The organism is Bradyrhizobium sp. AUGA SZCCT0105 (assembly GCF_018129565.1).
Taxonomy (GTDB): Bacteria; Pseudomonadota; Alphaproteobacteria; order Rhizobiales; family Xanthobacteraceae; genus Bradyrhizobium.
In genome coordinates this window covers 110,100-132,447 of the sequence record NZ_JAFCMK010000012.1, presented here as the reverse complement: position 1 = coordinate 132,447, position 22,348 = coordinate 110,100, and the positions used below count along the sequence as shown (strand labels likewise).

At 64.9% G+C, this 22,348-nt stretch carries 24 protein-coding genes and 1 tRNA gene; 15 read left to right on the top strand and 10 right to left on the bottom strand.

The features are described 5' to 3' along the window. Positions 1 to 276 precede the first annotated feature (276 nt). The gene (gene chpT, locus JQ573_RS35715) at positions 277 to 924 is read right to left on the bottom strand and encodes a histidine phosphotransferase ChpT (RefSeq protein ID WP_212319554.1); all 648 of its coding nucleotides are present in this window, start codon (positions 922 to 924) and stop codon (positions 277 to 279) included. 241 nt (positions 925 to 1,165) lie between these two features. Between chpT and cysQ the strand changes: the two genes are divergently transcribed. Beyond that, positions 1,166 to 1,993 carry a 3'(2'),5'-bisphosphate nucleotidase CysQ gene (gene cysQ / locus JQ573_RS35710; protein ID WP_212319552.1) on the top strand — a complete coding sequence of 276 codons (828 nt, stop codon included), beginning with the start codon at positions 1,166 to 1,168 and terminating at the stop codon, positions 1,991 to 1,993. On the opposite strand, the gene JQ573_RS35705 is transcribed toward cysQ, so the two are convergent. After that, positions 1,994 to 2,458 (bottom strand): YHS domain-containing (seleno)protein, encoded by a 465-nt coding sequence (locus JQ573_RS35705; protein WP_212319550.1) that lies wholly within the window; start codon positions 2,456 to 2,458, stop codon positions 1,994 to 1,996. Between the two features lie 153 nt (positions 2,459 to 2,611). Here JQ573_RS35705 and JQ573_RS35700 point away from each other — a divergent pair, with 153 nt between their 5' ends. The 3 genes from JQ573_RS35700 (at position 2,612) to JQ573_RS35690 (ending at position 4,844) form a co-directional block, all read left to right on the top strand. Continuing rightward, on the top strand, positions 2,612 to 3,217 hold the full coding sequence (locus tag JQ573_RS35700) for a DUF1134 domain-containing protein (RefSeq protein ID WP_097677239.1): 606 nt from the start codon (positions 2,612 to 2,614) through the stop codon (positions 3,215 to 3,217). Between the two features lie 142 nt (positions 3,218 to 3,359). Further along, complete coding sequence (locus JQ573_RS35695; RefSeq protein WP_212319548.1) at positions 3,360 to 4,655, top strand: hypothetical protein; 1,296 nt, start codon at positions 3,360 to 3,362, stop codon at positions 4,653 to 4,655. 114 nt (positions 4,656 to 4,769) lie between these two features. Beyond that, positions 4,770 to 4,844 (top strand) — tRNA-Val (locus JQ573_RS35690). Between the two features lie 152 nt (positions 4,845 to 4,996). Here JQ573_RS35690 and JQ573_RS35685 read toward each other — a convergent pair. Continuing rightward, a complete protein-coding gene (locus JQ573_RS35685; protein ID WP_212319546.1) occupies positions 4,997 to 5,347 on the bottom strand; it encodes a hypothetical protein in 351 nt (116 codons plus the stop codon). A 180-nt stretch (positions 5,348 to 5,527) separates the two neighbouring features. Here JQ573_RS35685 and JQ573_RS35680 point away from each other — a divergent pair, with 180 nt between their 5' ends. Continuing rightward, positions 5,528 to 5,899 (top strand): DUF4118 domain-containing protein, encoded by a 372-nt coding sequence (locus tag JQ573_RS35680; protein ID WP_097677242.1) that lies wholly within the window; start codon positions 5,528 to 5,530, stop codon positions 5,897 to 5,899. Between the two features lie 66 nt (positions 5,900 to 5,965). Here the strand turns inward: JQ573_RS35680 and JQ573_RS35675 are convergent, their stop codons facing one another. After that, positions 5,966 to 6,106, bottom strand: coding sequence for a hypothetical protein (locus JQ573_RS35675; protein ID WP_171947715.1), 141 nt, complete (start codon positions 6,104 to 6,106; stop codon positions 5,966 to 5,968). A gap of 180 nt (positions 6,107 to 6,286) precedes the next feature. Here JQ573_RS35675 and JQ573_RS35670 point away from each other — a divergent pair, with 180 nt between their 5' ends. Beyond that, positions 6,287 to 6,529 (top strand): hypothetical protein, encoded by a 243-nt coding sequence (locus tag JQ573_RS35670; RefSeq protein ID WP_212319544.1) that lies wholly within the window; start codon positions 6,287 to 6,289, stop codon positions 6,527 to 6,529. A 387-nt stretch (positions 6,530 to 6,916) separates the two neighbouring features. On the opposite strand, the gene JQ573_RS35665 is transcribed toward JQ573_RS35670, so the two are convergent. Together JQ573_RS35665 and JQ573_RS35660 are read right to left on the bottom strand one after the other, a co-directional pair. Next, entirely contained in the window at positions 6,917 to 7,453 is a 537-nt protein-coding gene (locus tag JQ573_RS35665) for a hypothetical protein (RefSeq protein ID WP_212319542.1), read from the bottom strand. Between the two features lie 194 nt (positions 7,454 to 7,647). Beyond that, a complete protein-coding gene (locus JQ573_RS35660; protein WP_212319540.1) occupies positions 7,648 to 9,192 on the bottom strand; it encodes an acetolactate synthase large subunit in 1,545 nt (514 codons plus the stop codon). A 327-nt stretch (positions 9,193 to 9,519) separates the two neighbouring features. Between JQ573_RS35660 and JQ573_RS35655 the strand changes: the two genes are divergently transcribed. The 5 genes from JQ573_RS35655 (at position 9,520) to lspA (ending at position 14,154) form a co-directional block, all read left to right on the top strand. Beyond that, positions 9,520 to 10,092 carry a L,D-transpeptidase gene (locus JQ573_RS35655; protein WP_409334718.1) on the top strand — a complete coding sequence of 191 codons (573 nt, stop codon included), beginning with the start codon at positions 9,520 to 9,522 and terminating at the stop codon, positions 10,090 to 10,092. A 93-nt stretch (positions 10,093 to 10,185) separates the two neighbouring features. Continuing rightward, on the top strand, positions 10,186 to 10,986 hold the full coding sequence (locus tag JQ573_RS35650) for a DUF2927 domain-containing protein (RefSeq protein ID WP_212319536.1): 801 nt from the start codon (positions 10,186 to 10,188) through the stop codon (positions 10,984 to 10,986). Between the two features lie 425 nt (positions 10,987 to 11,411). Further along, entirely contained in the window at positions 11,412 to 12,443 is a 1,032-nt protein-coding gene (locus JQ573_RS35645; protein WP_212319534.1) for a MerR family transcriptional regulator, read from the top strand. 77 nt (positions 12,444 to 12,520) lie between these two features. Further along, on the top strand, positions 12,521 to 13,516 hold the full coding sequence (locus JQ573_RS35640; protein WP_212319532.1) for a LysR family transcriptional regulator: 996 nt from the start codon (positions 12,521 to 12,523) through the stop codon (positions 13,514 to 13,516). Continuing rightward, positions 13,447 to 14,154, top strand: a complete 708-nt coding sequence (gene lspA / locus JQ573_RS35635) for a signal peptidase II (RefSeq protein WP_312011731.1) — start codon at positions 13,447 to 13,449, stop codon at positions 14,152 to 14,154. The genes JQ573_RS35640 and lspA overlap by 70 nt, the downstream gene beginning before the upstream one ends. Before the next feature lie 9 nt (positions 14,155 to 14,163). On the opposite strand, the gene JQ573_RS35630 is transcribed toward lspA, so the two are convergent. Further along, positions 14,164 to 14,376, bottom strand: coding sequence for a hypothetical protein (locus JQ573_RS35630; protein WP_212319528.1), 213 nt, complete (start codon positions 14,374 to 14,376; stop codon positions 14,164 to 14,166). Between the two features lie 356 nt (positions 14,377 to 14,732). Here JQ573_RS35630 and JQ573_RS35625 point away from each other — a divergent pair, with 356 nt between their 5' ends. Further along, entirely contained in the window at positions 14,733 to 15,881 is a 1,149-nt protein-coding gene (locus JQ573_RS35625) for an ABC transporter substrate-binding protein (protein WP_212319526.1), read from the top strand. 284 nt (positions 15,882 to 16,165) lie between these two features. Here JQ573_RS35625 and JQ573_RS35620 read toward each other — a convergent pair whose 3' ends face one another. The 3 genes from JQ573_RS35620 to JQ573_RS35610 all read right to left on the bottom strand — a co-directional run bounded on the left by JQ573_RS35620 (position 16,166) and on the right by JQ573_RS35610 (position 18,822). Next, positions 16,166 to 16,411, bottom strand: coding sequence for a hypothetical protein (locus JQ573_RS35620; protein ID WP_212319524.1), 246 nt, complete (start codon positions 16,409 to 16,411; stop codon positions 16,166 to 16,168). Between the two features lie 29 nt (positions 16,412 to 16,440). Next, complete coding sequence (locus JQ573_RS35615) at positions 16,441 to 17,565, bottom strand: M48 family metallopeptidase (RefSeq protein ID WP_212319522.1); 1,125 nt, start codon at positions 17,563 to 17,565, stop codon at positions 16,441 to 16,443. A gap of 105 nt (positions 17,566 to 17,670) precedes the next feature. Beyond that, complete coding sequence (locus tag JQ573_RS35610) at positions 17,671 to 18,822, bottom strand: DUF898 family protein (protein WP_212319567.1); 1,152 nt, start codon at positions 18,820 to 18,822, stop codon at positions 17,671 to 17,673. A gap of 311 nt (positions 18,823 to 19,133) precedes the next feature. Here JQ573_RS35610 and JQ573_RS35605 point away from each other — a divergent pair, with 311 nt between their 5' ends. The 3 genes from JQ573_RS35605 (at position 19,134) to JQ573_RS35595 (ending at position 22,296) form a co-directional block, all read left to right on the top strand. Beyond that, a complete protein-coding gene (locus JQ573_RS35605) occupies positions 19,134 to 19,517 on the top strand; it encodes a hypothetical protein (protein ID WP_212319520.1) in 384 nt (127 codons plus the stop codon). A gap of 202 nt (positions 19,518 to 19,719) precedes the next feature. Then, positions 19,720 to 20,991 (top strand): cytochrome P450, encoded by a 1,272-nt coding sequence (locus tag JQ573_RS35600; RefSeq protein WP_212319518.1) that lies wholly within the window; start codon positions 19,720 to 19,722, stop codon positions 20,989 to 20,991. Between the two features lie 30 nt (positions 20,992 to 21,021). Continuing rightward, positions 21,022 to 22,296 (top strand): cytochrome P450, encoded by a 1,275-nt coding sequence (locus JQ573_RS35595; RefSeq protein ID WP_212319516.1) that lies wholly within the window; start codon positions 21,022 to 21,024, stop codon positions 22,294 to 22,296. Positions 22,297 to 22,348 lie beyond the last annotated feature (52 nt).

Sequence of the window (22,348 nt, the reverse complement as noted above, 5' to 3'; positions counted from 1 at the left end):
TGCACCAGCTGGTTGTCGACCGTGTCCAGGCTCTCGCTGCTCTCCGTCAGGAACTCGCGCAACAGATCGTCCATGAAACCAACCTTCGAAAAACGCCGAAAACGCTGCGGCGCGCGACATCGACGCGCCGGCCGGAACTTAGGTCAGCTTCTCCGCAAAGCGTTTAAGTTTGGTTGAGTAATTGGAAAAGAACGGGATCAACAAAGAGATAAGGCCGCACGATCGAATCGCGCGGCCGGTCGTAACCTTTGCTTAATGATGTTGGCGCGGCCGCGTTCAGGACGCTGCGATAATGACCTTGTCGCCGTCGAGCGCGAGCGTCACTTTCAACCCGCAGGCTTCGGCCAAGAGGCGCGTGTAATGCGGCTGCACGGCATGCGCATCGACCGTGTTCGACGAGCTTGCATTGAGCAGGTCGACGATGTTCTGCGGCACCCGCGCATGGAGGCCCGCGGCCAGGATGCGGAAGCTCATCGTCTCGCCCTCGCCGACCGGATCGATGGTGAGCGTGCCGCCGCGCGGGATGGTCTGCTGCGCGATGACCAGCATGTTCAACAGCAGCTTGACCCGGTTCTTGGGCAGCAGCAGCCGCGGCAAATTCCAGGTCAGCGTCACCTTGCCGTCCTCGATATGCCCCTTCGCCATGTTCTGGGCATCGCCGAGGTCGATCTGCGCGCCGGAGGAACCCGCGGCACCGAACGCCAGCCGGCAGAACTGCAGCCGCGCCGAAGCGGTCTTGGCGCTCTTGCGGATCAGATCGAGCGCGAAATCGCGATCTTCGGGCTTGGGATTGTCGTCAAGCACCTCAAGCCCATTGACGATCGCGCCGACCGGACTGATGAGATCGTGACAGACCCGCGAGCACAACAGCGCCGCGAGTTCGAGTGCATCGGGAGCGGGACCGGGAGACGAAGTGCCAGACATCAATTGTTTCCTGGAAAGCCGCACGCCGCGGGAGGAGTGCGAATCACGCATGCCTGCCGGCTTGATACACCGCGCAGACGGATGCTGCCAGCTTGCGGCGGGACTGATAAAGCATGATCCGGAAAAGTGGAAACCGGTTTTCCGAAAAGATCATGCTCAAACAAGGAGATGAGATCATGATGCGATGCTTTGTCATCGCATCATGATCTCAGGGAACACAAACAGGATATGAGACCCGCCCATGAATAAGGCACAGCCGTCCCTGATCGGCTGCGAAGCCGCCGCCACGCTGCTCGAATCGCTGACCGAACTGGTGATCCAGGCCGGCGAGGCGATTCTTGCGGTCAACCGATCCGCCATGAACGTCACCGGCAAGAGCGACGGATCGCCGGTCACCGAGGCCGATCTCGCCGCCGACCACATCATCGTCGAAGGGCTGACGCGGCTGACGCCGCATGTGTCGCAGCTGTCGGAGGAGCGCGTCCACCTGGCGACGCCGCCCTACAAGGACAGTTTCTTCCTGATCGATCCGCTCGACGGCACCAAGGAGTTCGTCGCCGGCCGTGACGAGTTCACCGTCAACGTGGCGCTGGTCACGCACGGCGTGCCGCTGCTCGGCATCGTCGGTGCGCCCGCGCTGGGGCTGATCTGGCGCGGCATCGTTGGCAAGGGCGCCGAGCGGTTGACGCTACAGAATGGCGCGGTTTCGCAGGCGGTGCCGATCAAGAGCCGTCCTTGCCCGCCACGCGGCGCGCCCTGGACCGTTGCGGTCAGCCGTTCACACGGCGATGCGCGCACCGAAGCCTTCATCGACGAACGCGGCGGCGCGGTCCGCGCCGTGCTGGGCTCGGCGGTGAAGTTCGGCCGGGTCGCCGAGGGCGAGGTCGATATCTATCCGCGTCTGTCGCCGACATCAGAATGGGATGTGGCGGCGGGTCACGCTGTCGTCGTTGCGGCCGGCGGCAAGGTGACAGATTCGAAGGGGCGCCAATTGCATTTCGGGCTCGGCCGCGAGGACTTTCTGGTGCCGGAATTCATCGCGTGGGGCGACCCGGCCGCGGCATTGTGATTACTGCGCGAGACTTTCTTCCAACTCCGGCCAGCGCGCCGCGGCTTCCTTCAGGAAGCGCGCGGGATCGGCAGCGAAGGCGTCGCGGCTGTGTTCCCGGTTGAACAGATAAAGCCTGTTCCCGACGACGGCCCAGAACCGCGGATTCCCCGCGCAGGTCACGCCCCGCACCAGGTCGGTCGGATCATAGCCGCCGAACTGCGGGCCATAGATTTCAGGATGCGCCACGAACGAGGCGCGGTTGCCTTCGTTACGGAAACGCCAGACCACGCCGCTTTCAGCAGCCTCGAATTCCGGCCGCCCCTGGGTGGCGGCGGCATCGGTGAAATAGGCGACGGGATCGAATCCCTCGATCGCAAGACCAGAGTAGCGGTTCGTCACCACGCGCTCGGTCGTCGTGGCCTGAACAGGCAAAGAGGGCCCGATGGCCGTCAAAATGCCCGCCAACAGGCCGAAAAACGCCATGCCCCGGCACGATCCATATCTTTCCTGCCGTTGTGCCGTCATAGTTGATACCGATAACATCCGAGTCGAGGGGACACCGGGCGCAACCTAGAGCCGTGCCTGTTGGCATCAGGTTAAAGGGCAACGCCCGGATTTCGATAGCAGGGGTTCTTAATGACTTTCGCATCACGCCTTGCCGCGGTCGCGTTTGCCGCGCTGATGTGCTGGAGCGCAGGGGCGTCCGCGCAGCAGCCCCCACCACCGCAATATCCACCGCCGCAGCGTGAGCCGACACCGTATACTTACGGGCCCGACGAACTGGTCGGCGCCGGACACAAGTTCTTCGGCAACGTCTCGCGCGGGCTCGCCTCGGTGATCGAGCGCGCGGTCAGCCAATGGGGCCTGCCCAACGGTTACGTGCTCGGCGAGGAAGGCTCCGGCGCTTTCGTGGCCGGGCTGCGCTATGGCGAAGGCACGCTCTACACCAAGAACGCCGGCGACCTCCGGGTCTATTGGCAGGGTCCTTCGGTCGGCTTCGACTGGGGTGGCGACGGCGCCCGCACCATGACGCTGGTCTACAACCTGCCCTCGACGCAGGCCATCTATCAGCGCTTCGTCGGCATCGACGGCTCGGCCTATATCGTCGGCGGCTTCGGCATGACGGCGCTGACCGCCAACAACATCGTGCTGGTGCCGATTCGCTCCGGCATCGGCTTGCGGCTCGGTGCCAGCGTCGGCTATCTCAAATTCACCCCGCGCGCGACCTGGAACCCGTTCTAGGTCGCTGCGCCGATCGGGCGATTGTGCCGGGCGCTCCGGGACGGTTAGCGATTCAGGTTAACGCGGCAAACGGGCTGGCCTTTGGCCGGCCCGCCGTGGCATTGTGATTAACAAATTCCTTCTTTCTTTGGAGTGACCCTTCATGATCGAGCCGATCATGTACGCGGCGATCGGTTTCCTGATCTCGATGCTGTGTGGCCTGATGATCGTTCCGCTGGTGCATAACCGGGCGGTGCGGCTGACCACGCGCCGCATGGAGGCGGCCACCCCGCTGTCGATGGCCGAGATCCAGGCCGACAAGGACCAGCTCCGCGCCGAATTCGCCATGTCGGCCCGCCGGCTCGAGATGAGCGTCGATCAGCTCAAGAGCAAGACCACGAGCCAGCTCGCCGAGCTCGGCAAGAAGACCGATGCGATCAACCGCATGAAGATCGAGCTCGGCGAGAAGAACGCCGCGATCTTCGCGCTGGAGGCGCGCGAGAAGGCGATGAAGGAGCAGCTTCGCGCCACCGAGGAAGAGTTTTCCGCCAAGACCGAGCTGTTGCGCAACGCCGAGCAGGCGCTCACCGACAAGCAAGGCGAGCTTGGCAAGATCAACGCCGAGCTCAGCGACCGCTCGATGACGGCGGACAGCCGCCAGATCGAACTGGTCGCGGTGCGGACCCAGGTCGAGGAGTTGAAGAACCGTGTCGGCGATGCCGCCAGGGAGTTCGCCGCAACCGAAGCCCGCCTCGCCCAGGAGCGCAACCAGTCGGAGACCGCAACGCGCGAGCTCACCGACGCGCGCGGCCGGGTCGAGAATCTGAGCCAGCGGGTCACTGATCTCGACCGCCAGCTGATCGTCCAGGTCAAGGAAGCCGAGATGCTCGGTAACCGCGTCACCGACCTCGAGACCCGGCTTGCGACCCAGGGCAAGCTGCTTGCCGAACGCGAATTCGAGAACGGCCAGCTCAAGCAGGCCAACGCCGCCGCCGAGCGGACCGTGCAGGAGCTGCGCGAGGAGATCGCTGCGACCAGCGGCGGCAAATCGTCCGTGCTCGAGAGACTGCGCCAGGAGAAGGCGGCGGTCGAGGAGCAGCTGCGCATCGCCCGCGACGATCGCGGCAAGCTGCAGCGCGACATCAACGCGATCCAGCAGCAGGCCGAGAGCTCCTGGGCGACCGAGCGGATGGAGAACGCGCTGCTGCGCGAGCGCATCAACGACATCGCCGCCGAGGTGGCCAAGCTCGCGATCCAGCTCGAGGGCCCCAATTCGGCGATCGAGGCCATGCTGGCGACGGAGCCGACGGTGCCGGCCAAGGCGGCCGCCAAGCCCGCCAACGGTGTCGCCAATGGCGTCCCGCCGGGCAGCGGGATGCCCGAAGGCGGCGGCACGCTCGCCGAGCGCATCCGGGCACTGCAGTCACACGCCTCCCGCGCCCGCCAGCAAGGCGCCTGATTCCCGCAGGGTTTGGCTTGACACCCCTACCCGCCACTTCGTAAATCGCACGCTCTGACGAAGCGCCACTTTTCGACCGGCCGCCGACCAGCGGCCATTGGCACGTCACATCCCGGACGCATAGCTCAGCGGGAGAGCGTTCCCTTCACACGGGAGAGGTCCAAGGTTCGATCCCTTGTGCGTCCACCATCCCCTTCCTGAACCGTCGGTTGCGGACGATTGTCGACATTCTGCTGCCCTTCGGGACCGCGCCTCATCAAAAATGTCGAAAACAACCCCATGCAAAGTAGCCGACGCAAGCCGTCGCGGCGCTTGACCGCCGTTCGCCGCGCCGTTCCGGTTTACTGCCGGCGGCGGTGCGAGGCGGATGGCGGCTTGGCGGTGCGCCGTCCGAGTTCGCCGAGCAGGTCGCGAACCTCGCCGTCGAGTTCGTCGGGCGGAGTGGCGGGACCGGCCTGCTGCGTGCCGGGCGGCTGTCGCAGGTTACCGGCGGAGATGTCGTCGTTTGCGGCGAGGAGCGCGTCGGCGTCATCATCGTGCCGTCTCCGTGCCCAATGCCGCGCGGCGCCAACCTTCGGCGCGTGAACGCCAAGAGGAAACCGCCGTCTGCGGCGCGAGATCAGCTCGCGCACGCCGTATCCGGATACGAACCCGATCCCGGTGACCAGCACGACAATCAGCAGTTCCAGCATTGTGTCGTCCCACCATCACCCTGCCGCAATGCAATAAGCGCGACAATGCGGCAGCGGCTTGACCGGGACGGTTCCTTTTCACTGTGCCGAGCACAACGCTGACCCTCGGAGTCCTACGGGGTTTTGTTTGCAGGCCTCCTCGGCTACCTTCCCGGAACTCGCGGAGGCCGGGACGTCTCGATGCGCAAGGGCAACGACTACATTCTGAAGCTGCGGCCTTGGTCATTGTCGACGTTCGTCGTCGCCCTGTTGGCCGTGGTGCTCGCCACCGCGACGCAGGAGATGTTCGCAAGCTTCGGCATGCAGTTCTATTTCGCGGCCTTCGTGCCGGCGATCCTGATCGCCGGGCTGATGGGCGGCGCACCGGCCGGCGCCTTTGCCACCATCATCACGGTGCCGATCGTCTGGTGGGTGTTCATGCCCCCCTATTTCGAGTTCGCCTGGCCGACGGCCGACGATTATGACAGCATCGCGACGTTCCTGCTGTCGAGCGCGCTCCTGCTAGGTTTCTCGCAGCTTTACCGGGAAGCGCTGGCCATTTTGCGGAAATAGCTGACGGCGCAGGCCGCGACCGCCTGCCGGCGCCGGCAAGCCGGTTGCCCGCACGGATCGCTCGCCTCAGATCCCGAACATCCAGACCGCGACGATGGTGGCCAGTGTCGCCAGTCCGCTGATGGTCCAGCCCACCGTGTAGAAGGTATCCTCGGGGGCGGTGTCGAGCACCGTGTTGGTGGTTTCCGTCATTGACCGCCAGCGCATGGCGTCTCTCCTCGGAACTCCTGCCCAGCGACATAACGCGGCTCGCGGTTGCCGGTTCCGCCCATCTCGAAGCGGCAGCGCCGTTCACGCACAGCTCACGGACTGCTGATCGGGGTCGCGGAACCTGCGACATTCTGTCCCGTTGAGGGGCGCCGGAAACCAACTTGGGAGAACCATCCGATGCGAACACTGATCCTCGCCGCCACGGCGCTTGCCTTCGTCTCGTCCATCGCACTCGCGCAGGACAAGGCCGCCAGCCCGGCCCCCGCAGCGCAAAGCGGCGACACGGCGACCAAAGGCGAGGCGACCAAGATGGCGCCGAAGAAGAAAGCGAAGACCGCCAAGAAATCGAGCGCCAAGGGGGGCGTCAAGGGAGGTACCAAGGCTGGCGCCACGACCGGCGACGATGCGGCCAAGCAATAAACAGAAATAATCGCGGTAGCCGATCACGAATCCAGCGATCACGGAAAAGGCCGCCCCGAAGGCGGCCTTTTTGCTTGCTGTCTCGGTGCGGATGCCGCCTCGCCCGTCACGTCGCAATCAAATGCGCCGACCGCTTGGGGCGGTGATTGTTGGGGCAGTGAGTGTTTGGGCCGTGAGAATTGGACCAGCGAATTCAAGTGCGGGAGAGGGAGCGAAAGAGGCGCAGAGCCGATAATCCGCACCGCCATCGGATCGTTCTGAAAATTGACTACCAGCTCCAGGAATTGCTCCACCTCCCGCGCCTCCTGTTGTGACGCGCGTGCAGCGGCAACGCATGATCCAAACGGGCTATCACTGCGATGCAGAGCAATATTCATCGCGGTAGAGTCAATGCTGGGCACCATCGTCGCGCCTGCCCGCGAGCCCGCTCTCGCGTAGGCGCTCCGCAAACCAGCGCGACGTGGCGCTGTCGACAGCGCCGCCGGCATAGATTTCGGAATGGCTCACGCCGTGCTGTCCGACGATCACCAGAACGCCCATTGCATAGGCAAACCAGACATTCGGATCGGTCAGCGCCTGCAGCTTGCGCTGGTCGTGCTCGAGCGGCTGGTGGTTGCTGTCCTTGCGCAGCTCGATGGCCAGGAGATTGTTCGGGATGTCACGCTGATGCACGACGATATCGGGATAGATCGACTTGCCGAGATGGTCGTCGGTCGAGCTCCCCGAGCCGCGCGGCAGCCGCAGCGTGCGCTCGCCGAGCCGATCATAGTTGCAGTCGACCTGCCAGCCGGGAAACTGCCGCTCGACATAGACCGCCAGCCGGTGAGTGAGCGTTCGCTCGCCGAGATCGCGCTCCAGCAGGAAGGCCTCCTGCGCATAAAACTCCTGCACGGCGGCGATCACCTTGTTCAGCTCGGTCTGCATTGGCGCCTCCGACTGGACTAAAGCGCGATGAGATCAGGTTGGTCCATCATCGCGCTTTAGCTTCTTGTTTGAGCATGATCTCCGCGCAAACGCATCGCGTTTGTCGCAGGGAAAACCGCTTCGCACTTTGCGCTAACGCGGCCGTTCCGGTCCGGATCATGCTCGGCCGCCGCCGCGGCCCCGCAACAGCGCTGCTACACCTGCACTTCGATCAGCCGCGGGCCCGGCTCGGCGATGGCTTCCGCCAAGGCCTTGTTGAACTCGTCCGCGGTGGTCACCGCCCGGCCCGGCACGCCCATGCTCTTGCCGAGCGCGACGAAATCCAGCGTCGGGCTGTCGATCCTCAGCATGTCCTGCGCCCGCTTGCCCGGTTCGCCGGCGCCGACGCCATCGAACTCGCCGCGCAGGATCTGGTACATGCGATTGGCGAACACGATGGTGACGATGTTGAGCCCTTCGCGCGCCTGCGTCCACAGCGACTGGATCGTGTACATCGCGCTGCCATCGCCGACCATGCAGATCACCTTGCGGTCCGGACAGGCGATCGCGGCGCCGGTCGCGACCGGCGTCGAATAGCCGATCGAGCCGCCCAGGTTCTGAATCCAGTCGTGCGGAGCGGCGCTCGCCGTCAGCGGAAAGAAACCGCGCCCGGTCGTGATGGATTCGTCGACCAGGATGGCATTGTCAGGAACCGCAGCCGCGATCGCCTGGGCGATCGACGCGTGATTCAAGGCACCGGTCGGCTTCACCAGTTCGACGGTCGCCTGCGGCTTCACATCGGCCGGCTTGGCGCCAACCGCCGAGGCCAGTGCCTGCAGCGCCGCCACCGAATTCTCCCCGCTCGAGGTCATGCGATGCACCTCGCATCCCTCCGGCTTCAGCAGGCTCGGCTTGTTCGGATAGGCGAAGAACGCGACGGGTTCGTTGGCTTCGACGAGAACGATGTGCCGAAAGCCCTTCAGCGCCGCGAGCGCCAGCTCGACCACGTAAGGCACCCGCTCGATCGAAAACCGCCCGCGCCCGCGCGCCATCCGCGGGCTCGCCAGCTGACCCATGACCTTGCAGCCGGTCTTGCCGGCGATCTGCGCCGCCAGCGCCAGCCCCGGCTCTGTCACCGCGCTGCCGGTCATCAGCAGCAATGTCGGTTCACCGCTGCGCAGCACCTTGGCGGCGCTCTCGACGGCCTGTGGCGAATAGTTCCGGCGCTGCGATTCCACAGGCACCTGGGCCACCCCGTCGGCCTCGTTCCACGCGGTGTCGGCAGGCAGGATCAAGGTCGCAACCTGCGGCGGCGCGCCGCTGGCCGCGGCGATCGCGGCGGCGCCATCACGGGCGACCGACTTGGCGTCCGGCGAGGTGCGCACCCAGGCCGACATCGGCCGTGCCAGGCCTTCGATGTCGGACGTCAGCGGTGCGTTGTATTCGATGTGATAGGTGGCGTGCTGGCCGACGATGTTGACGATGCCGGAATGCGCCTTCTTGGCGTTGTGCAGATTGGCGAGGCCGTTGGCAAGGCCGGGCCCGAGATGCAGCAGCGTCGAGGCCGGCGTTCCCTTCATGCGGAAGTAGCCGTCGGCCGCACCGGTCACCACACCTTCGAACAGGCCGAGCACGCAGCGCATGCCGGGCACCTTGTCCAGTGCTGCGACGAAATGCATCTCCGAGGTGCCCGGATTGGTAAAGCAGACGTCCACGCCGCCCGCGACCAACGTCCGCACCAGACTTTCCGCACCGTTCATGCTCACGCTCCCGTTTCGAGATGTTCTTGAGGTCGCTTCAGAGCATGATCCAATCCGATTGAATCGGATCATGCTCTCATCCTTTTGTTTGGTCGCGTTTTCTTGACGCGAACCGGTCCCCACTTCGCTTGAAAACGCTCCAGATCAACCATTCTTCAGCCGCTTCGTCAAAGGTTTGGCGGGACAATGCAGCTATCGCTTACGGTCTGTTGCCTTTTTAAACCGTGTTGTCGGAAAATGGCTGATGTCACAGCTTCGTCGCTTGCGAAAGGCCGGCGATTGTGGCCTTTTTAGCTGCATATTTGATTGTTCGCGAGGACGATGACGATGCGCCCGATTGCCTTGATGTTTGCCGCGCTCACGATCCTGGCAGGTGCCGGCCAGGCCCACGCCCAGTTCTTCGATTCCCGCGGCTACCAGTCCGAAGCCCCGAGCTTCTTCGGCGGTGGCGGCGCAAGCCCGATCCCGCGCACCACCGTCAACTACGAGACCAACTACGCCCCCGGCACCATCGTGGTGAACACCGCCGAGCGCCGGCTCTATCTGGTGATGGCGAACGGCCAGGCGCTGCGCTACGGCATCGGCGTCGGTCGCGACGGCTTCCGCTGGAGCGGTGTGCACCGCATCTCCGCGAAGAAGGAATGGCCGTCCTGGACGCCGCCCTCGGACATGCTGCGCCGCCGCCCCGATCTGCCGCGCCACATGGCCGGCGGCATCGAGAACCCGCTCGGCGCGCGCGCAATGTATCTCGGCTCGACGCTGTACCGCATCCACGGCTCCAACGAACCCGAGACGATCGGCCAGGCGGTCTCGTCGGGCTGCTTCCGGATGACCAATGAGGACGTCAAGGACCTCTATGATCGCGTCTCGGTCGGCGCCACAGTGGTGGTGAAGAACTGATCGCGTCGATTTCAACGGAACCAGGCGCTTCCATGCGGCGAGATCGCTGATCTTGCCTTGCGCTGCCGGGCGCATTGCGGCAGCGTGGTTCGAATGCGCCAACATTGCTCGCTTATCCTGCTGCTGCTCGCCGCGGCGCTCGCCACTTCGCTCACCGACGCCATCGTACCGGCAATGGGCGCCGAGATTCCGGCCATCGCCTCGCGCCAGCGCAACGAGAAGAAGGTCTTCACCGACGCCGAGATCGTCGAGGGCTTTCTGAAAACCGCGTTCGGCGCCGAATATCATCTCGCCGGTCGGGTCGACCGCATCCGCAAATACGACAGACCGGTGCGCGTGTTCGCCGACGGCAACCGCGCCGACCGCAAGGTCCAGCTCTCCAAGGTCATCGCCGACATCCGAGCCAAGGTGCAGCATCTCGACATCGCGATGACCGATAACAACGACGCGGCCAATGTCGTGGTCAAGCTGGTGCGCGACCGCGAGCTCTACCGCACGATCGCGACCTTCTACGGCCAGGAGCGCGCCAAGGAGATCCGCGCCTCGCTCGATCCGCAGTGCCTGTCGGGCTTCCGCAAGAACGAGAATTACGAGATCGAGCATTCCGACGTCATCCTCACCGTCGACAATGGCGATTTCGTCTTCCTCGACTGCGCCTATGAGGAGCTGTTGCAGTCGCTCGGCCCGATCAACGACACCGCGTCCGTGCCGTGGACCATGTTCAACGACAGCGTCTCGATGGGCTTTTTCGACGTCTACGACCAATATTTGCTCAACCTGCTCTACGACCCCCGCATCAAGCCCGGCATGAACGTGCAGGAGGTCAAGGCCGCGCTGCCCGAAGTGCTCACCGACGTCCGCGCCTGGGTGGCGAAGGTGAACCATCTGGAGTGAGGGTGGCTGCGATCGGTGATGGTGCTCGCCAGAAACACCGCTGTCGTCCTGGCGAAGGCCAGGACGACGATGAGGATAGGTCTCGACTCCACCGTCAAACAGCTTGTTCGGTGTCATCACCCGCGCATGCGGGTGATCCAGTATTCCAGAAACAGCAGTGCTTGAGCCGAGAAGCCGCGGCGTACTGGATCGCCCGGTCGAGCCGGGCGATGACAGTTGTGGATGAGGACGCAGCTTCGCATTCTCGCGCAACGCGCGCGTAAGGGACGCACCGGCGGTAGGATTCCCTCCCCCCTTGCGGGAGAGGGAGCCTCAGCAGCGTGCTCACCTCACTCCACCCGATGCGAAATCACCACCCTCCCCGCTTGACCTTGCCCCTGCGGCCGCCTCCATAGAAGCGCGGTCAGACGACGCGAGGTGATTCGATGAATGCTCCTGCTGCCCGTTTCCTCAGTCCGTCCGAAGCTGCACGGCAGCTCGGGATCTCGGCGAAAGCGCTGCGCCTCTACGAGGAGCGCGGCCTGATCGCCCCCGGCCGCACGCCGGCGGGATGGCGCGCCTATGGTGCGGCCGAGATGGCGCGCGGCGCCGAAATCGTCGCGCTGCGCGCGCTCGGCCTCAGCATCAATGAAGTGGCGCGAATCCTGAGCGGCGACGCCGTGATCCTCGATCGCGTGCTGGCCGCGCACGAGGCCACGCTCGAAGCACGGATGCGCCAATCCGGCGACAGCATCGCCAGGGTGCGCCGGCTGCGCGCCGACCTCGGCCGCGGCAAGATGCCCGCGACGCGCGATCTCATCGGTGCGGTCAGGGCGCGGCCGGCGATCGGCGTCGCGTTCGATCTGCCGTGGCCGTGGGGCGGCGAGCGCTTCGAACTGCGTGACATCAAGCTGCTGAACTACATCGTCGGCCCGCTCGGCAGCGGCAAGACGCGCCTCGCACAGCGGCTCGCCGAAGTGCTGCCCGACGCCAGATTCGTGGGGCTGGACCGCACCGCCGACGGCGGCGCTTCCGTTCGTGCGCGGCTCGATGCCGACCCGGCGCACAAGGCAAGGGTCGAGGCGAGCCTTGCCGCCCTGCTCGCCGACGGCGCGGTGGACTCAGCCGCACTGACCACCCTGCTCGCCGCTCTCGAGGCCGACGGCGACAGCATCCTGGTGATCGACATGCTCGAGCAGGGGCTCGATGCGGCCAGCCAGGAAGCCGTGATCGCGCATCTGCGCCGCCGCGGGCCCGAGGCGCGGCCGCTGTTCTTCCTCACACGCTCCAACGCGATCCTGGACCTCGACGCGGTCGGCGACGATGAAGCGATCATCCTGTGCCCCGCCAATCACAGCCGGCCGATCTGCGTCACGCCGGTGCCCGGTGCGGTGGGCTATGAAGCGGTCGCGACCTGCCTTGCCTCGCCGGAGGTGCGGGCGCGCACCGCAGGCATGGTTGCGTGGCGGCCATCCTGATTTCTCGCATTGGTTGTATTATAATCACGCGACAAGGTCGGATGCACGGCAGGAAAAGTGTGCTATAAGCTCACACAATGACCGAGCTTCCCCGTACCCAGGCCTTGCGTTGCTTCATCACGGTTGCCCGTGAGGGCACTGTATCGCGCGCTGCAGCGATGCTGAAACTGACCCAGCCGGCGGTCAGCCTGCAACTCAAGGCGCTGGAGGAAAGCACCGGGCTGCAGCTGTTCAACCGCACACCCAGCGGCTTCACGCTGACCGAGGCCGGCGCCGCGCTGCTGCCGCTGGCGCACCGGGCGGTGGCCGCGGCATCCGACTTCAAGGCGATGGCGGACTCGCTGAACGAGGCGCAGCGCGGCACGCTGCGCGTCGGCACCATTCTCGACCCCGAATTCACCCGGCTCGGGCCGTTCGTGCGCAGCCTTGCAATGTCCTCGCAACGCACCGAAGTGTTTCTGCGCCATGGCGTCAGCGACGACGTGCTGGCGCAGATCGGCCGGGGCGAGCTCGACGTCGGCTACTATGTCGACGCCACGCCGCCGGAGCAGCTCAACCATCACAGCTTCGCCGAGCGAACCATCGCCGACGGCCGCTACCAGCTGGCGCCGCTGCTCAGCTACCACTACCGCGTGATCGCGCCGATCGGCTGGCGGGACCGGGTGATCGGCAAGGACTGGGCGGAGCTTGCCGAACTGCCCTGGCTCGCGACACCGCCGCATTCCGGTCATCGCCGGATGCTCGACGACATCTTCCGTCCGCTCGGCGCCTTGCCGAAACGGGTCGGCTACACCGATCAGGAAGAGGCGATGATCGACTTCGTCGAATCCGGCCTCTGCCTCAGCCTCGCGCGCGACAGCGTGCTGGCGCCACGGATGGCGCGCCCGCATCAGTTCGTGGTCTCCGACCGGGTGAAGCTCACCTGCGATCTCTCGTTCGCCTGCCTTGCCGCCCGCCGTCAGGAGCCGGTGATCGCGCACGCCTTCGCGGCCGTGCGCGCGGTGTGGAATATCAAGCCGGCGATCGCTGGCGCCGGACCGACGCGAACGCGGAAGGTCGCGAAGAACGTCTGACGCGAACTTGTGCTCCTCACTTCAAAGCCAGGCTGGTGCAATACGGTCGGAGATATTGGCCGTTACGGCCCATCACACTATGGTGTGACACCGGGGTTGTTGCCCATGGCGGCCGGGGAGCGAGAGACGGTTTCGTGAGAAGATATCGAAGCTCGCGCATCGTCGCGTTCTGCGTCGCACTCGCGATGCTGGCGCTAGATCAGCTGACAAAGCTTTGGGCCCTTCGATCGCTCGAAACCGGCGCCACCGTCGAGCTGCCCGGCCCGATTGATCTCACCCTCGTGTTCAATCGCAGCAACGCATTTGGGCTCATTCCCGACTACGGTGCGTTGTCGCAGTGGGCGCTGGCGTCCGTCGGCCTTGCCGCGGCGGCGGCCCTGCTCGGATCCATCCTGCGGCGATCGACATCGACCATCAACGCCTTCGGATTCGCCTTGATCGGCGCCGGAGCCGCCGGAAATGCGATCGACCGTCTTCGATTGGGTGCCGTCGTCGACCTGTTCGATGCCTCGAAACTTCGATTTGTCTGGATTTTCAACGTCGCCGACGTTTCAATCGACTTAGGGATCGCGCTTGTCTTGCTCGCCGCGCTCCTGCCGTCGTTGGAGGCGCCCAAGGCAGCGCACGGCGACAACTAGGCTGACATCCTAGGCCGCGACGACCAGCGGCCGCATCATCTCCACCATTGCCGGCACCAGCGACGGCGCCTCGCAATCCCGCAGAGCGATCTCGTTGACAAGTTCGCGCAGCCTTGGCGGCAAATCGGCGTAATCGTCGCGCAGCACGTAGCGCAGTCGCTCGCCGATCTCTTCGCAGATGGCACGCGCGTGCTCCGGCGCGATCGGATGATGCTCAATCATGGACGTGGACCGCTTGCGACGGCCACGCGCCGTCCAACTGCACGCCTGCAACCACGGATCCCGCATATCGAGATGCGATCAAGACGAGGATCCGAACAATGCTGAACATGGTTCGTAGTCCCTTTTCCTGTCCTTCAATAACAGCAGGACATTGCCGCCCGATTAGGGAAACTGGTTCCTGCGGCCTTTAGGGGATTGGTAAACGTCAGGTTCACGACCGGGCCGCAGCCGAGGCCCGGATGTCCCCAATCAGGGGGACAGACGCATCAGGCGGAATCAATAAGATGCGAAACCGGACGCCGGTCGGCTATCATTGGCCGCACTGACACAAAAAGAACCTGCTGGGAGGAATTGCAATGAAGCTGGCCATGGCCGGACTCTGGATACTCGCGGGCGCGCTGTTGGTTGCGCCGGACGCGCGTGCCGACATCAAGGTCGGCGTCGTGGTGTCCGGATCCGGGCCGGGCTCGGCGCTCGGCCAGCCGCAGATGCGCACCATCGCCGCGCTGCCGAAGGAGATCGGCGGCGAGAAGGTGGTCTATATCGCCCTCGACGACGAGTCCGACCCGACCAAGGGCACGCAGAATGCCCGCCGCCTCGTGATCCAGGACGGTGTCGATATCCTGATCGGCTCCTCGCTGACCCCCGTGACCATGCCGATGCTCGACGTCGCCTTCGAATCCAAGACGCCGATCATCTCGCTCGCGGCTGCGACCGCGATCGTGCGGCCGATGGACGAACGCCGCCGCTGGGCGTTCAAGGTGGTCCCCAACGACGACCTGATGGCGGCGGCGATCCTGAAATACATCGCGAAATCCGGCATCAAGACGCTCGGCTATATCGGCGTGTCCGACGGCTATGGCGAAGGCTACTACAACGAGGTGTCACGGCTGGCGCCCACGCTCGGCCTCACCGTCACGACCCATGAGGTCTATGCGCGCGCCGACACCAGCGCGATGGGCCAGGCGCTGAAGGTGATCGCGACCAACCCGGAGGCGGTGTTCATCGCCTCCGCAGGCACGCCGGCGGTGCTGCCGCAGGAGGCGCTGCGCAGCCGCGGCTATGCCGGCAAGATCTTCCAGACCCACGGCGTCGCGTCGGAGGAATTCATCAAGCTCGGCGGCGCCAATGTCGAGGCCGCAATCTTCACCGGCGAGGCCTTCACCATCGCCGACGATCTGCCGGCGGGCGATCCGTTCCGCCAGGCGCGCGACGAGTTCGTGTCGTCCTACGAGAAGGTCAACGGGCAAAAGCCGAACATCTTCGGCGCCCATCTGTGGGACGCCGTCACGCTGTTCAAACGGGCGGCGGCGAGCGCGCTGAAGACGGCGAAGCCCGGCACGCCGGAATTCCGCGCCGCGTTACGCGACGAGCTCGAGCGCGGCAAGGACGTCTATCTGAACAACGGCCTCTCGACGATGAGCCCGACCGACCACAATGGTTACGACGAGCGGTCGGCCTTCCTGATCAAGGTCGAGGCCGGCAAGTTCAGGCTGGTGAAGTAGGGGTTGCGCTAGGTCATGATGATCGAGCAACTGGCTCCGCTTCACCTCGCCCCGCGTGCGGGAAGAGGCACAGGCCGCCTTCGGCGGCCGTTCTCAAGAACGCCGAAGCAGTGCTTCGGCTATGACGTATCGTCAGATGCGTTCCGGGTGAGGGGGAGTCTCCGCAAATGCAGCTATCACCGGATACGCGGAGGCAGCCCCTCACCCCAACCCTCTCCCCATAAGAACGGGGCGAGGGAGCGCAGCGCCGTTGCGGTCGCCGTTCGAACTGATCTCAACATGCTCTAGTCGCCGCCCCAGCGCCAGCGGGGCGGCTCGCCCTTCCACCAGCACACGGCGGTGAGCAGGACGCACAGCACGGCGACGTAGGAGATGAAGCCAGGGCGAGAGTGCGGAAGGATCGTCGCGGCGCCGATGGCGATCAGGGCGGCAAACCCGGCGACCACCGACCAGCCCTGCCAGTTGTTCGGCGGTCCCCAGCCCCAGCCGTAACGCTTGGCGGGAAACCAGTATCTGACGTCACGCGGCATGGGACTGCTCCAGTCCGAAATCCCCTGCTTCACACCTTGCCCTTGCCCGATCCGCAGATGCCCTTCAGCGCCTGCCATTCGGCCGACGACAGCAGCGGCTGGCCGCTGGTCCGGCCGGCTGCATCGGCCTTGTCCATGCGCGCGAGGCGATCCTCGGTCAGCGGATGGCTGGCGACGATCGAGAGCCCCTTGCCGCCTTCCTTGCCGGTGACGCGGAACATCAGTTCGCCCATCGGCTTCGCCGGACGGCCGAGCGTGTGCATGGTCTCGATCGCGAAGCTGTCGGCATTGGTCTCGGCGTCGCGCGAATAGGATGACGTCACCAGCGAGCGCGAGGCGAAGACCAGCGCGCCGGACCCGGTGATGTCGCCGAACAGCAGCCCGATCAGGAACGAGGAGCCGCCATTGTGGATCAGCTCGCGCATGCTGTCGCGGTGGCGGAGATGGCCGAGCTCATGCGCCAGGACGCCGGCGATCTCGTCGGGGTTTTCCGCCTTCTCCAGCAGCCCCTCGAACAGATAGACCTTGCCGCCCGGCAGCGCGAAGGCGTTCGGCACCGAGGTCGCCAGCACGCCCGATTGCACCGAGGTGTCGAGGCCCGCGGTCTCCCGCAGCTTGCCGACCAGTTTCTCGAATGCCGCCTGGCCGGCCGCGTTGCTGCACGGCTTGCCGTCGAACACCACCTTGACCTGCGCGTCCGCGACGTCGCCGAGCCGTCGCTCGAAGGAATCCGGCACCAGCGGCGTCAGCCGCTCGGCGGCGAGCGGCACGCCGAACAGCACCACCAGCACGATCGACACCGCGGCCGCGAGCGACCAGCCGACGATCGCGGCGACGCCCCGGCGGTTCGGCAAATCCGCCTCGAGCGCGTCGCAGCGCGCGACGAGTTCGGCGATCAGCTTGGTGTCGCGGATTTCGAGCCGCGCCAGAGCCGGCGCGGTCAGGCAGCTCAGCCGCAACAGACCGGACGGGCTGTCGGCGCGGCGGATGTCGGCAAACGCCCAGCGCGCGCGCAGTTCGCCGTCTTCCCTGATCTCCAGCGCATCGGACAGTTTGAGCACGACGACGCGCCGCCGGTTCGATGCACCGTCGAAGAAGACGGCGCCCGGTGCAGGCGTCGCCGCGGAGCTGGTCTCGCTGGTACCGGAGTCCATGTCGCTAAAGCGCGGCGAGATTGGGTTGAATCGTCATCGCGCTTTAGCTCCTTTTTTGAGCATGATCTTCTCGGAAAACCGCTTCGCACTTTTCCGGATCATGCTTTAGAAACCACCGACGTCGAGGCCGTCGGCAAAACCTTCCCCGAGCGCATTGGCGAGATCGCCGCGCGCGGTGACGTCGGCGGCCGCGCCGATGTTGTGCACGATGGTCGAGGACAGCACCCGGACCCAGAGATCGCGCATCAGATAGACCCGCATCACCACGTTCATCGCCAGCGCAAAGGCGAGATAGCCGATGCCGAGCAGCACGATCAGGGGAATGCTCTTGGCGAACGCCTCGGTCTTGAAGAAGCTCTCGATCGAGGAGCCGTCCATGCTGGCGACCAAGAAGGTGCAGAGCACGAGATAGGCCGCGAACACCATGCCGAGCAGCATGACCCAGCCGATCACCTTCCAGTACAGGCCGAGCAGCGCGCTGCGGCGCAGGGTGGATTCCAGCCGGACCTCGCCGAAGCGGATGCCCGACAGCCACCAGCGCCACTCGATCGCCTTGAACGCTGCATAGGCGAACGGGGCGAAGATCGTGCTGTAGAGCGCGAACGGCATCAGCAGCCAGAGCCACCAGCCGCGCTTGAAGAACTCCCAGCCACGGCCCTCGAACGAGCCTTGAAGGTCGCCGTAATAGGAATGCCGCATCTTGTAGCGTTCGAGCGCCGCCTCGCGCCATGGCAACGCGAGGCCGAGCGTGATCACGACCAGCACGCCCCATAGCGAGGCCTTCAGCGCATAGATCCAGCCCGAGCCGCTCATCCAGAAGCGGACGCCGCGCCACACCGTGCGGGTCAGGCGGTAGCGCCGCGCGCGATAGATCGCGAACTGGCCGAACAGATAGAAGAAGGCGACCAGCGGCAGCGAGGCGAACGCCTTGAGATGCTCGGCCTCGATGCCGATCAGGAAATATCCGAGATAGATCGGCACCAGGATCGCGAGCGCGACCAGGAAGCCGATCAGGAGCTCCTTGCCGCGGCCGGTATATTCCGGCGCGTCGCCGTCGATCTGGGTGTTCGACCAGAGGTGACGGCGGATGTCGGTGGTGAGCCAGAACCGGTAGAAGCCGAGCGTGACGAGCTCGAGCCCGGCGCCGCGCGCGACCAGCCGGAAAAACTCCTTCCGGTTCCCTGAAAACGCCACCGGCATCGGCGGCGGAACCGGTTGCGGGGGCGGCTGCGGCGGCCCCAGCGGGGTCCAGCTCATGTCGTTCACGGGTTAACTCCAGGCGAGACAATCTCTGCGTATCAAAAGCACAGGTTTGTCGCTGCGAGTGTGATCCAGGTTTCACACAAGGTCGAGATCGCCGGCCGATTTTTGCCGGGGTGCGGTTGGCCATGCCTTAACGGCATCGCCGGAAACAGCGCAGTCCTCGATGCCGGTGTCGCCCCCGGGTCGGAGCAAAGCGGCCGCCATCCCACCGTCGTCGAGCGCGAGCTTCGAACCCCATCGCGGGAATGAGATACTTACGGATCAGGTGACAAAGGAACACGCCGGACAAGCGAGGAAGGGTAGCGATGAGCAAGTGGATAATGTCGGTGTGCTTCCTGGCGCTGACGGCAGCTCCCGCCGCTGCCGTCGACATACGGCTGGATTCCTATCGCAATCCGAAGAATGAGAACTTTCGCATCTTCAATCATATGTACCTGGACGGCGTCAGGGGCGGCCTGATGGCTTCCAATGCCTGGCTGAAACGGCATGGCGGACAATTGCTGTTCTGCATGCCCAACGACCTCGCGCTGACCAGCGAGCAAACCGAAGAGATCATGCTCAAGTCGGCCGACAAGCGGTCCGCGAAAGGCGAGATGGTGATCGCTCTCCTGCTGCTGTGGGGCATGCAGGACACCTACCCCTGCGAAAAGCCCGCCAGCCAACAGACGGCGCCCGCACCGCCCGATTGAATCAAACGCCGTTTGAAACGGGCATGATCGCCGTCCCGCCCGTCCATCGCGGGAAAAGCCCGGATTCGGCCGCTTTGACCTGACATCAATGCGGCCAAATGCGCGTTATGAGCCCTTGCGCAAACCGCGGAATGAGAATGTAATTCGGTAAAACATGTCGCGCCGGCGATGCCCCGGCAGCGAAACGGTTGAGGAGCCGCTCATGCACGGGACCATCGATCTGGTCGACGACACCAATCTGGACGCTGCACGCGAACGCGCCAACACGCTTGCTCTCGCGGATTACGATCCCGGCCATCCCGAGTTGTTCAAGACCGATACCTTCTGGCCGTATTTCGACCGGCTGCGCCGCGAGGATCCGGTACACTACTGCAAGGATTCGATGTTCGGTCCGTACTGGTCGATCACCCGCTACAACGACATCATGGACATCGAGACCAACCACGCGGTGTTCTCCTCGGCCGCCTCGCTCGGCGGCATCACCATCCGCGACGTGCCGCCGGACCTGCGCCGCGAAAGCTTCATCGCGATGGACCAGCCGCGCCACTCGGCGCAGCGCAAGACCGTGGCGCCGATGTTCACGCCGACGCACCTCGACGAGCTCGCGATCAATATCCGCAACCGCTCGACCGAGTGCCTCGACAATCTGCCGCGCGGCGAGGTGTTCGACTGGGTCGACAAGGTCTCGATCGAGCTGACCACGCAGATGCTCGCGGTGCTGTTCGACTTCCCGTGGGAGGATCGCCGCAAGTTGACCCGCTGGTCCGACGTCGCGACCACCCTGCCCGGCGCGGGCGGCCTGGTCGCCACCGAGGACGAGCGGCAGGCCGAACTGATGGAATGCGCGACCTATTTCGCAAGACTGTGGAAGGAACGAGCTGACCAGCCACCGAAGAGCGATCTGCTCTCGATGATGGCGCACAGCGACGCCACGCGGAACATGGACCCGAAGAATTTCCTCGGCAACCTGATCCTGCTGATCGTCGGCGGCAACGACACCACGCGCAACACGCTGTCCGGGAGCATCTACGCGCTGAGCAAGCATCCGGAGCAGTATCGCAAGCTCAAAGAGAACCCGGCGCTGATCGACAGTTTCGTGCCCGAAGTGATCCGCTGGCAGACGCCGCTCGCCCATATGCGGCGCACCGCGCTCGCCGACTTCGAGTTCCGCGGCCGCCAGATCAAGAAGGGGGACAAGGTCGTGATGTGGTACGTCTCGGGCAACCGCGACGAGGAGGCGATCGAAAAACCCTACGAGTTCCTGATCGACCGCGCCCGGCCGCGCACCCACATCTCGTTCGGCTTCGGCATCCACCGCTGCGTCGGGCTGCGTCTCGCCGAGCTGCAGCTCAAGATCATCTGGGAGGAGATCCTCAAGCGCTTCGACACGATCGAGGTGGTGGAGGAGCCGCAGCGGGTGTATTCCAGCTTCATCAAGGGCTACGAGACGCTGCCCGTGCGCATTGCCGCCTGACGCATCGCGAGCCAACCGGGATCAAGAATCATGAACGTCCAGACCGCCATCCGTGCCGACCGGGCCGAGCTGTTGCGCCAGGCGCGCGAGGAAGCCTATGCGACGCCCCTCAGGGATTTTCACCCCGGCGCGCCAAAACTATTCCAGAACGACACGTTGTGGCCGTGGTTCGAGCGGCTGCGCAAGGAAGAGCCGGTGCACTACTGCACCAATTCGCCGATCGAGCCCTATTGGTCTGTGGTGAAGTACAACGACATCATGCATGTCGACACCAGCCACGGCATCTTCTCCTCGGACTCCACGCTCGGCGGCATCTCGATCCGCGACGTGCCGCCCGGCTACGACTATCCGAGCTTCATCGCGATGGACCAGCCGAAGCACGCCCACCAGCGCAAGACCGTCTCGCCGATGTTCACGCCTAATCATCTCGACGAGCTGGCGAAGCTGATCCGCCAGCGCTCGGCGAGCGTGCTCGACAATCTGCCACGCAACGAGACCTTCAATTTCGTCGAGCGCGTCTCGATCGAATTGACCACCCAGATGCTGGCGACGCTGTTCGACTTCCCCTGGGAAGAGCGACGCAAGCTGACGCGCTGGTCCGACGTCTCCACCGCGCTGCCGAAGAGCGGCGTCGTCGACTCGCCGGAACAGCGGCGGCAGGAAATGGACGAGTGCTACGCCACTTTCTCAAAGCTGTGGAACGAGCGCGTCAACGCGCCGCCGAGGAACGACCTGCTGTCGATGATGGCGCACAGCGACGCCACCCGGCACATGGACCCCGACAATCTGATGGGCAACATCATCCTGCTCATCGTCGGCGGCAACGACACCACGCGCAACACCATGAGCGGCTCGGTGCTGGCGCTGCATGAGCATCCCGACCAGTTCAGGAAGCTGAAGGAGAACCCCGCGCTGATCGACACCATGGTGCCGGAGGTGATCCGCTGGCAGACGCCGCTCGCGCATATGCGGCGCACCGCGCTCCAGGACACCGAGGTCGGCGGCAAGACGATCAGGAAAGGCGACCGCGTCGTGATGTGGTACGTCTCCGGCAACCGCGACGACGAGGTGATCGACCGCCCCGACGAGTTCATTATCGATCGCGCCCGGCCGCGCATCCATCTGTCGTTCGGCTTCGGCATCCACCGCTGCGTCGGCATGCGGCTCGCCGAGCTGCAGCTCAAGATCGTCTGGCAGGAGATGCTGAAGCGCTTCGACCGCATCGAGGTGGTCGGCGAGCCGAAGCGGGTCTATTCCAGCTTCGTGCGCGGCATCGAGAACCTGCCGGTGCGGATCCCGGGCTGAGCCTGGAGCCGTTTCGGCGCGCTGTCCGGCAGCATCTTGCAGTTTGGGCCAG

Coding starts and splice junctions, on each gene's coding strand:
- chpT (WP_212319554.1), bottom strand. CDS start 924: ATGTCTGGCACTTCGTCTCCCGGTCCCGCTCCCGATGCACTCGAACTC.
- cysQ (WP_212319552.1), top strand. CDS start 1,166: ATGAATAAGGCACAGCCGTCCCTGATCGGCTGCGAAGCCGCCGCCACG.
- JQ573_RS35705 (WP_212319550.1), bottom strand. CDS start 2,458: ATGGCGTTTTTCGGCCTGTTGGCGGGCATTTTGACGGCCATCGGGCCC.
- JQ573_RS35700 (WP_097677239.1), top strand. CDS start 2,612: ATGACTTTCGCATCACGCCTTGCCGCGGTCGCGTTTGCCGCGCTGATG.
- JQ573_RS35695 (WP_212319548.1), top strand. CDS start 3,360: ATGATCGAGCCGATCATGTACGCGGCGATCGGTTTCCTGATCTCGATG.
- JQ573_RS35685 (WP_212319546.1), bottom strand. CDS start 5,347: ATGCTGGAACTGCTGATTGTCGTGCTGGTCACCGGGATCGGGTTCGTA.
- JQ573_RS35680 (WP_097677242.1), top strand. CDS start 5,528: ATGCGCAAGGGCAACGACTACATTCTGAAGCTGCGGCCTTGGTCATTG.
- JQ573_RS35675 (WP_171947715.1), bottom strand. CDS start 6,106: ATGCGCTGGCGGTCAATGACGGAAACCACCAACACGGTGCTCGACACC.
- JQ573_RS35670 (WP_212319544.1), top strand. CDS start 6,287: ATGCGAACACTGATCCTCGCCGCCACGGCGCTTGCCTTCGTCTCGTCC.
- JQ573_RS35665 (WP_212319542.1), bottom strand. CDS start 7,453: ATGCAGACCGAGCTGAACAAGGTGATCGCCGCCGTGCAGGAGTTTTAT.
- JQ573_RS35660 (WP_212319540.1), bottom strand. CDS start 9,192: ATGAACGGTGCGGAAAGTCTGGTGCGGACGTTGGTCGCGGGCGGCGTG.
- JQ573_RS35655 (WP_409334718.1), top strand. CDS start 9,520: ATGCGCCCGATTGCCTTGATGTTTGCCGCGCTCACGATCCTGGCAGGT.
- JQ573_RS35650 (WP_212319536.1), top strand. CDS start 10,186: ATGCGCCAACATTGCTCGCTTATCCTGCTGCTGCTCGCCGCGGCGCTC.
- JQ573_RS35645 (WP_212319534.1), top strand. CDS start 11,412: ATGAATGCTCCTGCTGCCCGTTTCCTCAGTCCGTCCGAAGCTGCACGG.
- JQ573_RS35640 (WP_212319532.1), top strand. CDS start 12,521: ATGACCGAGCTTCCCCGTACCCAGGCCTTGCGTTGCTTCATCACGGTT.
- JQ573_RS35630 (WP_212319528.1), bottom strand. CDS start 14,376: ATGATTGAGCATCATCCGATCGCGCCGGAGCACGCGCGTGCCATCTGC.
- JQ573_RS35625 (WP_212319526.1), top strand. CDS start 14,733: ATGAAGCTGGCCATGGCCGGACTCTGGATACTCGCGGGCGCGCTGTTG.
- JQ573_RS35620 (WP_212319524.1), bottom strand. CDS start 16,411: ATGCCGCGTGACGTCAGATACTGGTTTCCCGCCAAGCGTTACGGCTGG.
- JQ573_RS35615 (WP_212319522.1), bottom strand. CDS start 17,565: ATGGACTCCGGTACCAGCGAGACCAGCTCCGCGGCGACGCCTGCACCG.
- JQ573_RS35610 (WP_212319567.1), bottom strand. CDS start 18,822: ATGAGCTGGACCCCGCTGGGGCCGCCGCAGCCGCCCCCGCAACCGGTT.
- JQ573_RS35605 (WP_212319520.1), top strand. CDS start 19,134: ATGAGCAAGTGGATAATGTCGGTGTGCTTCCTGGCGCTGACGGCAGCT.
- JQ573_RS35600 (WP_212319518.1), top strand. CDS start 19,720: ATGCACGGGACCATCGATCTGGTCGACGACACCAATCTGGACGCTGCA.
- JQ573_RS35595 (WP_212319516.1), top strand. CDS start 21,022: ATGAACGTCCAGACCGCCATCCGTGCCGACCGGGCCGAGCTGTTGCGC.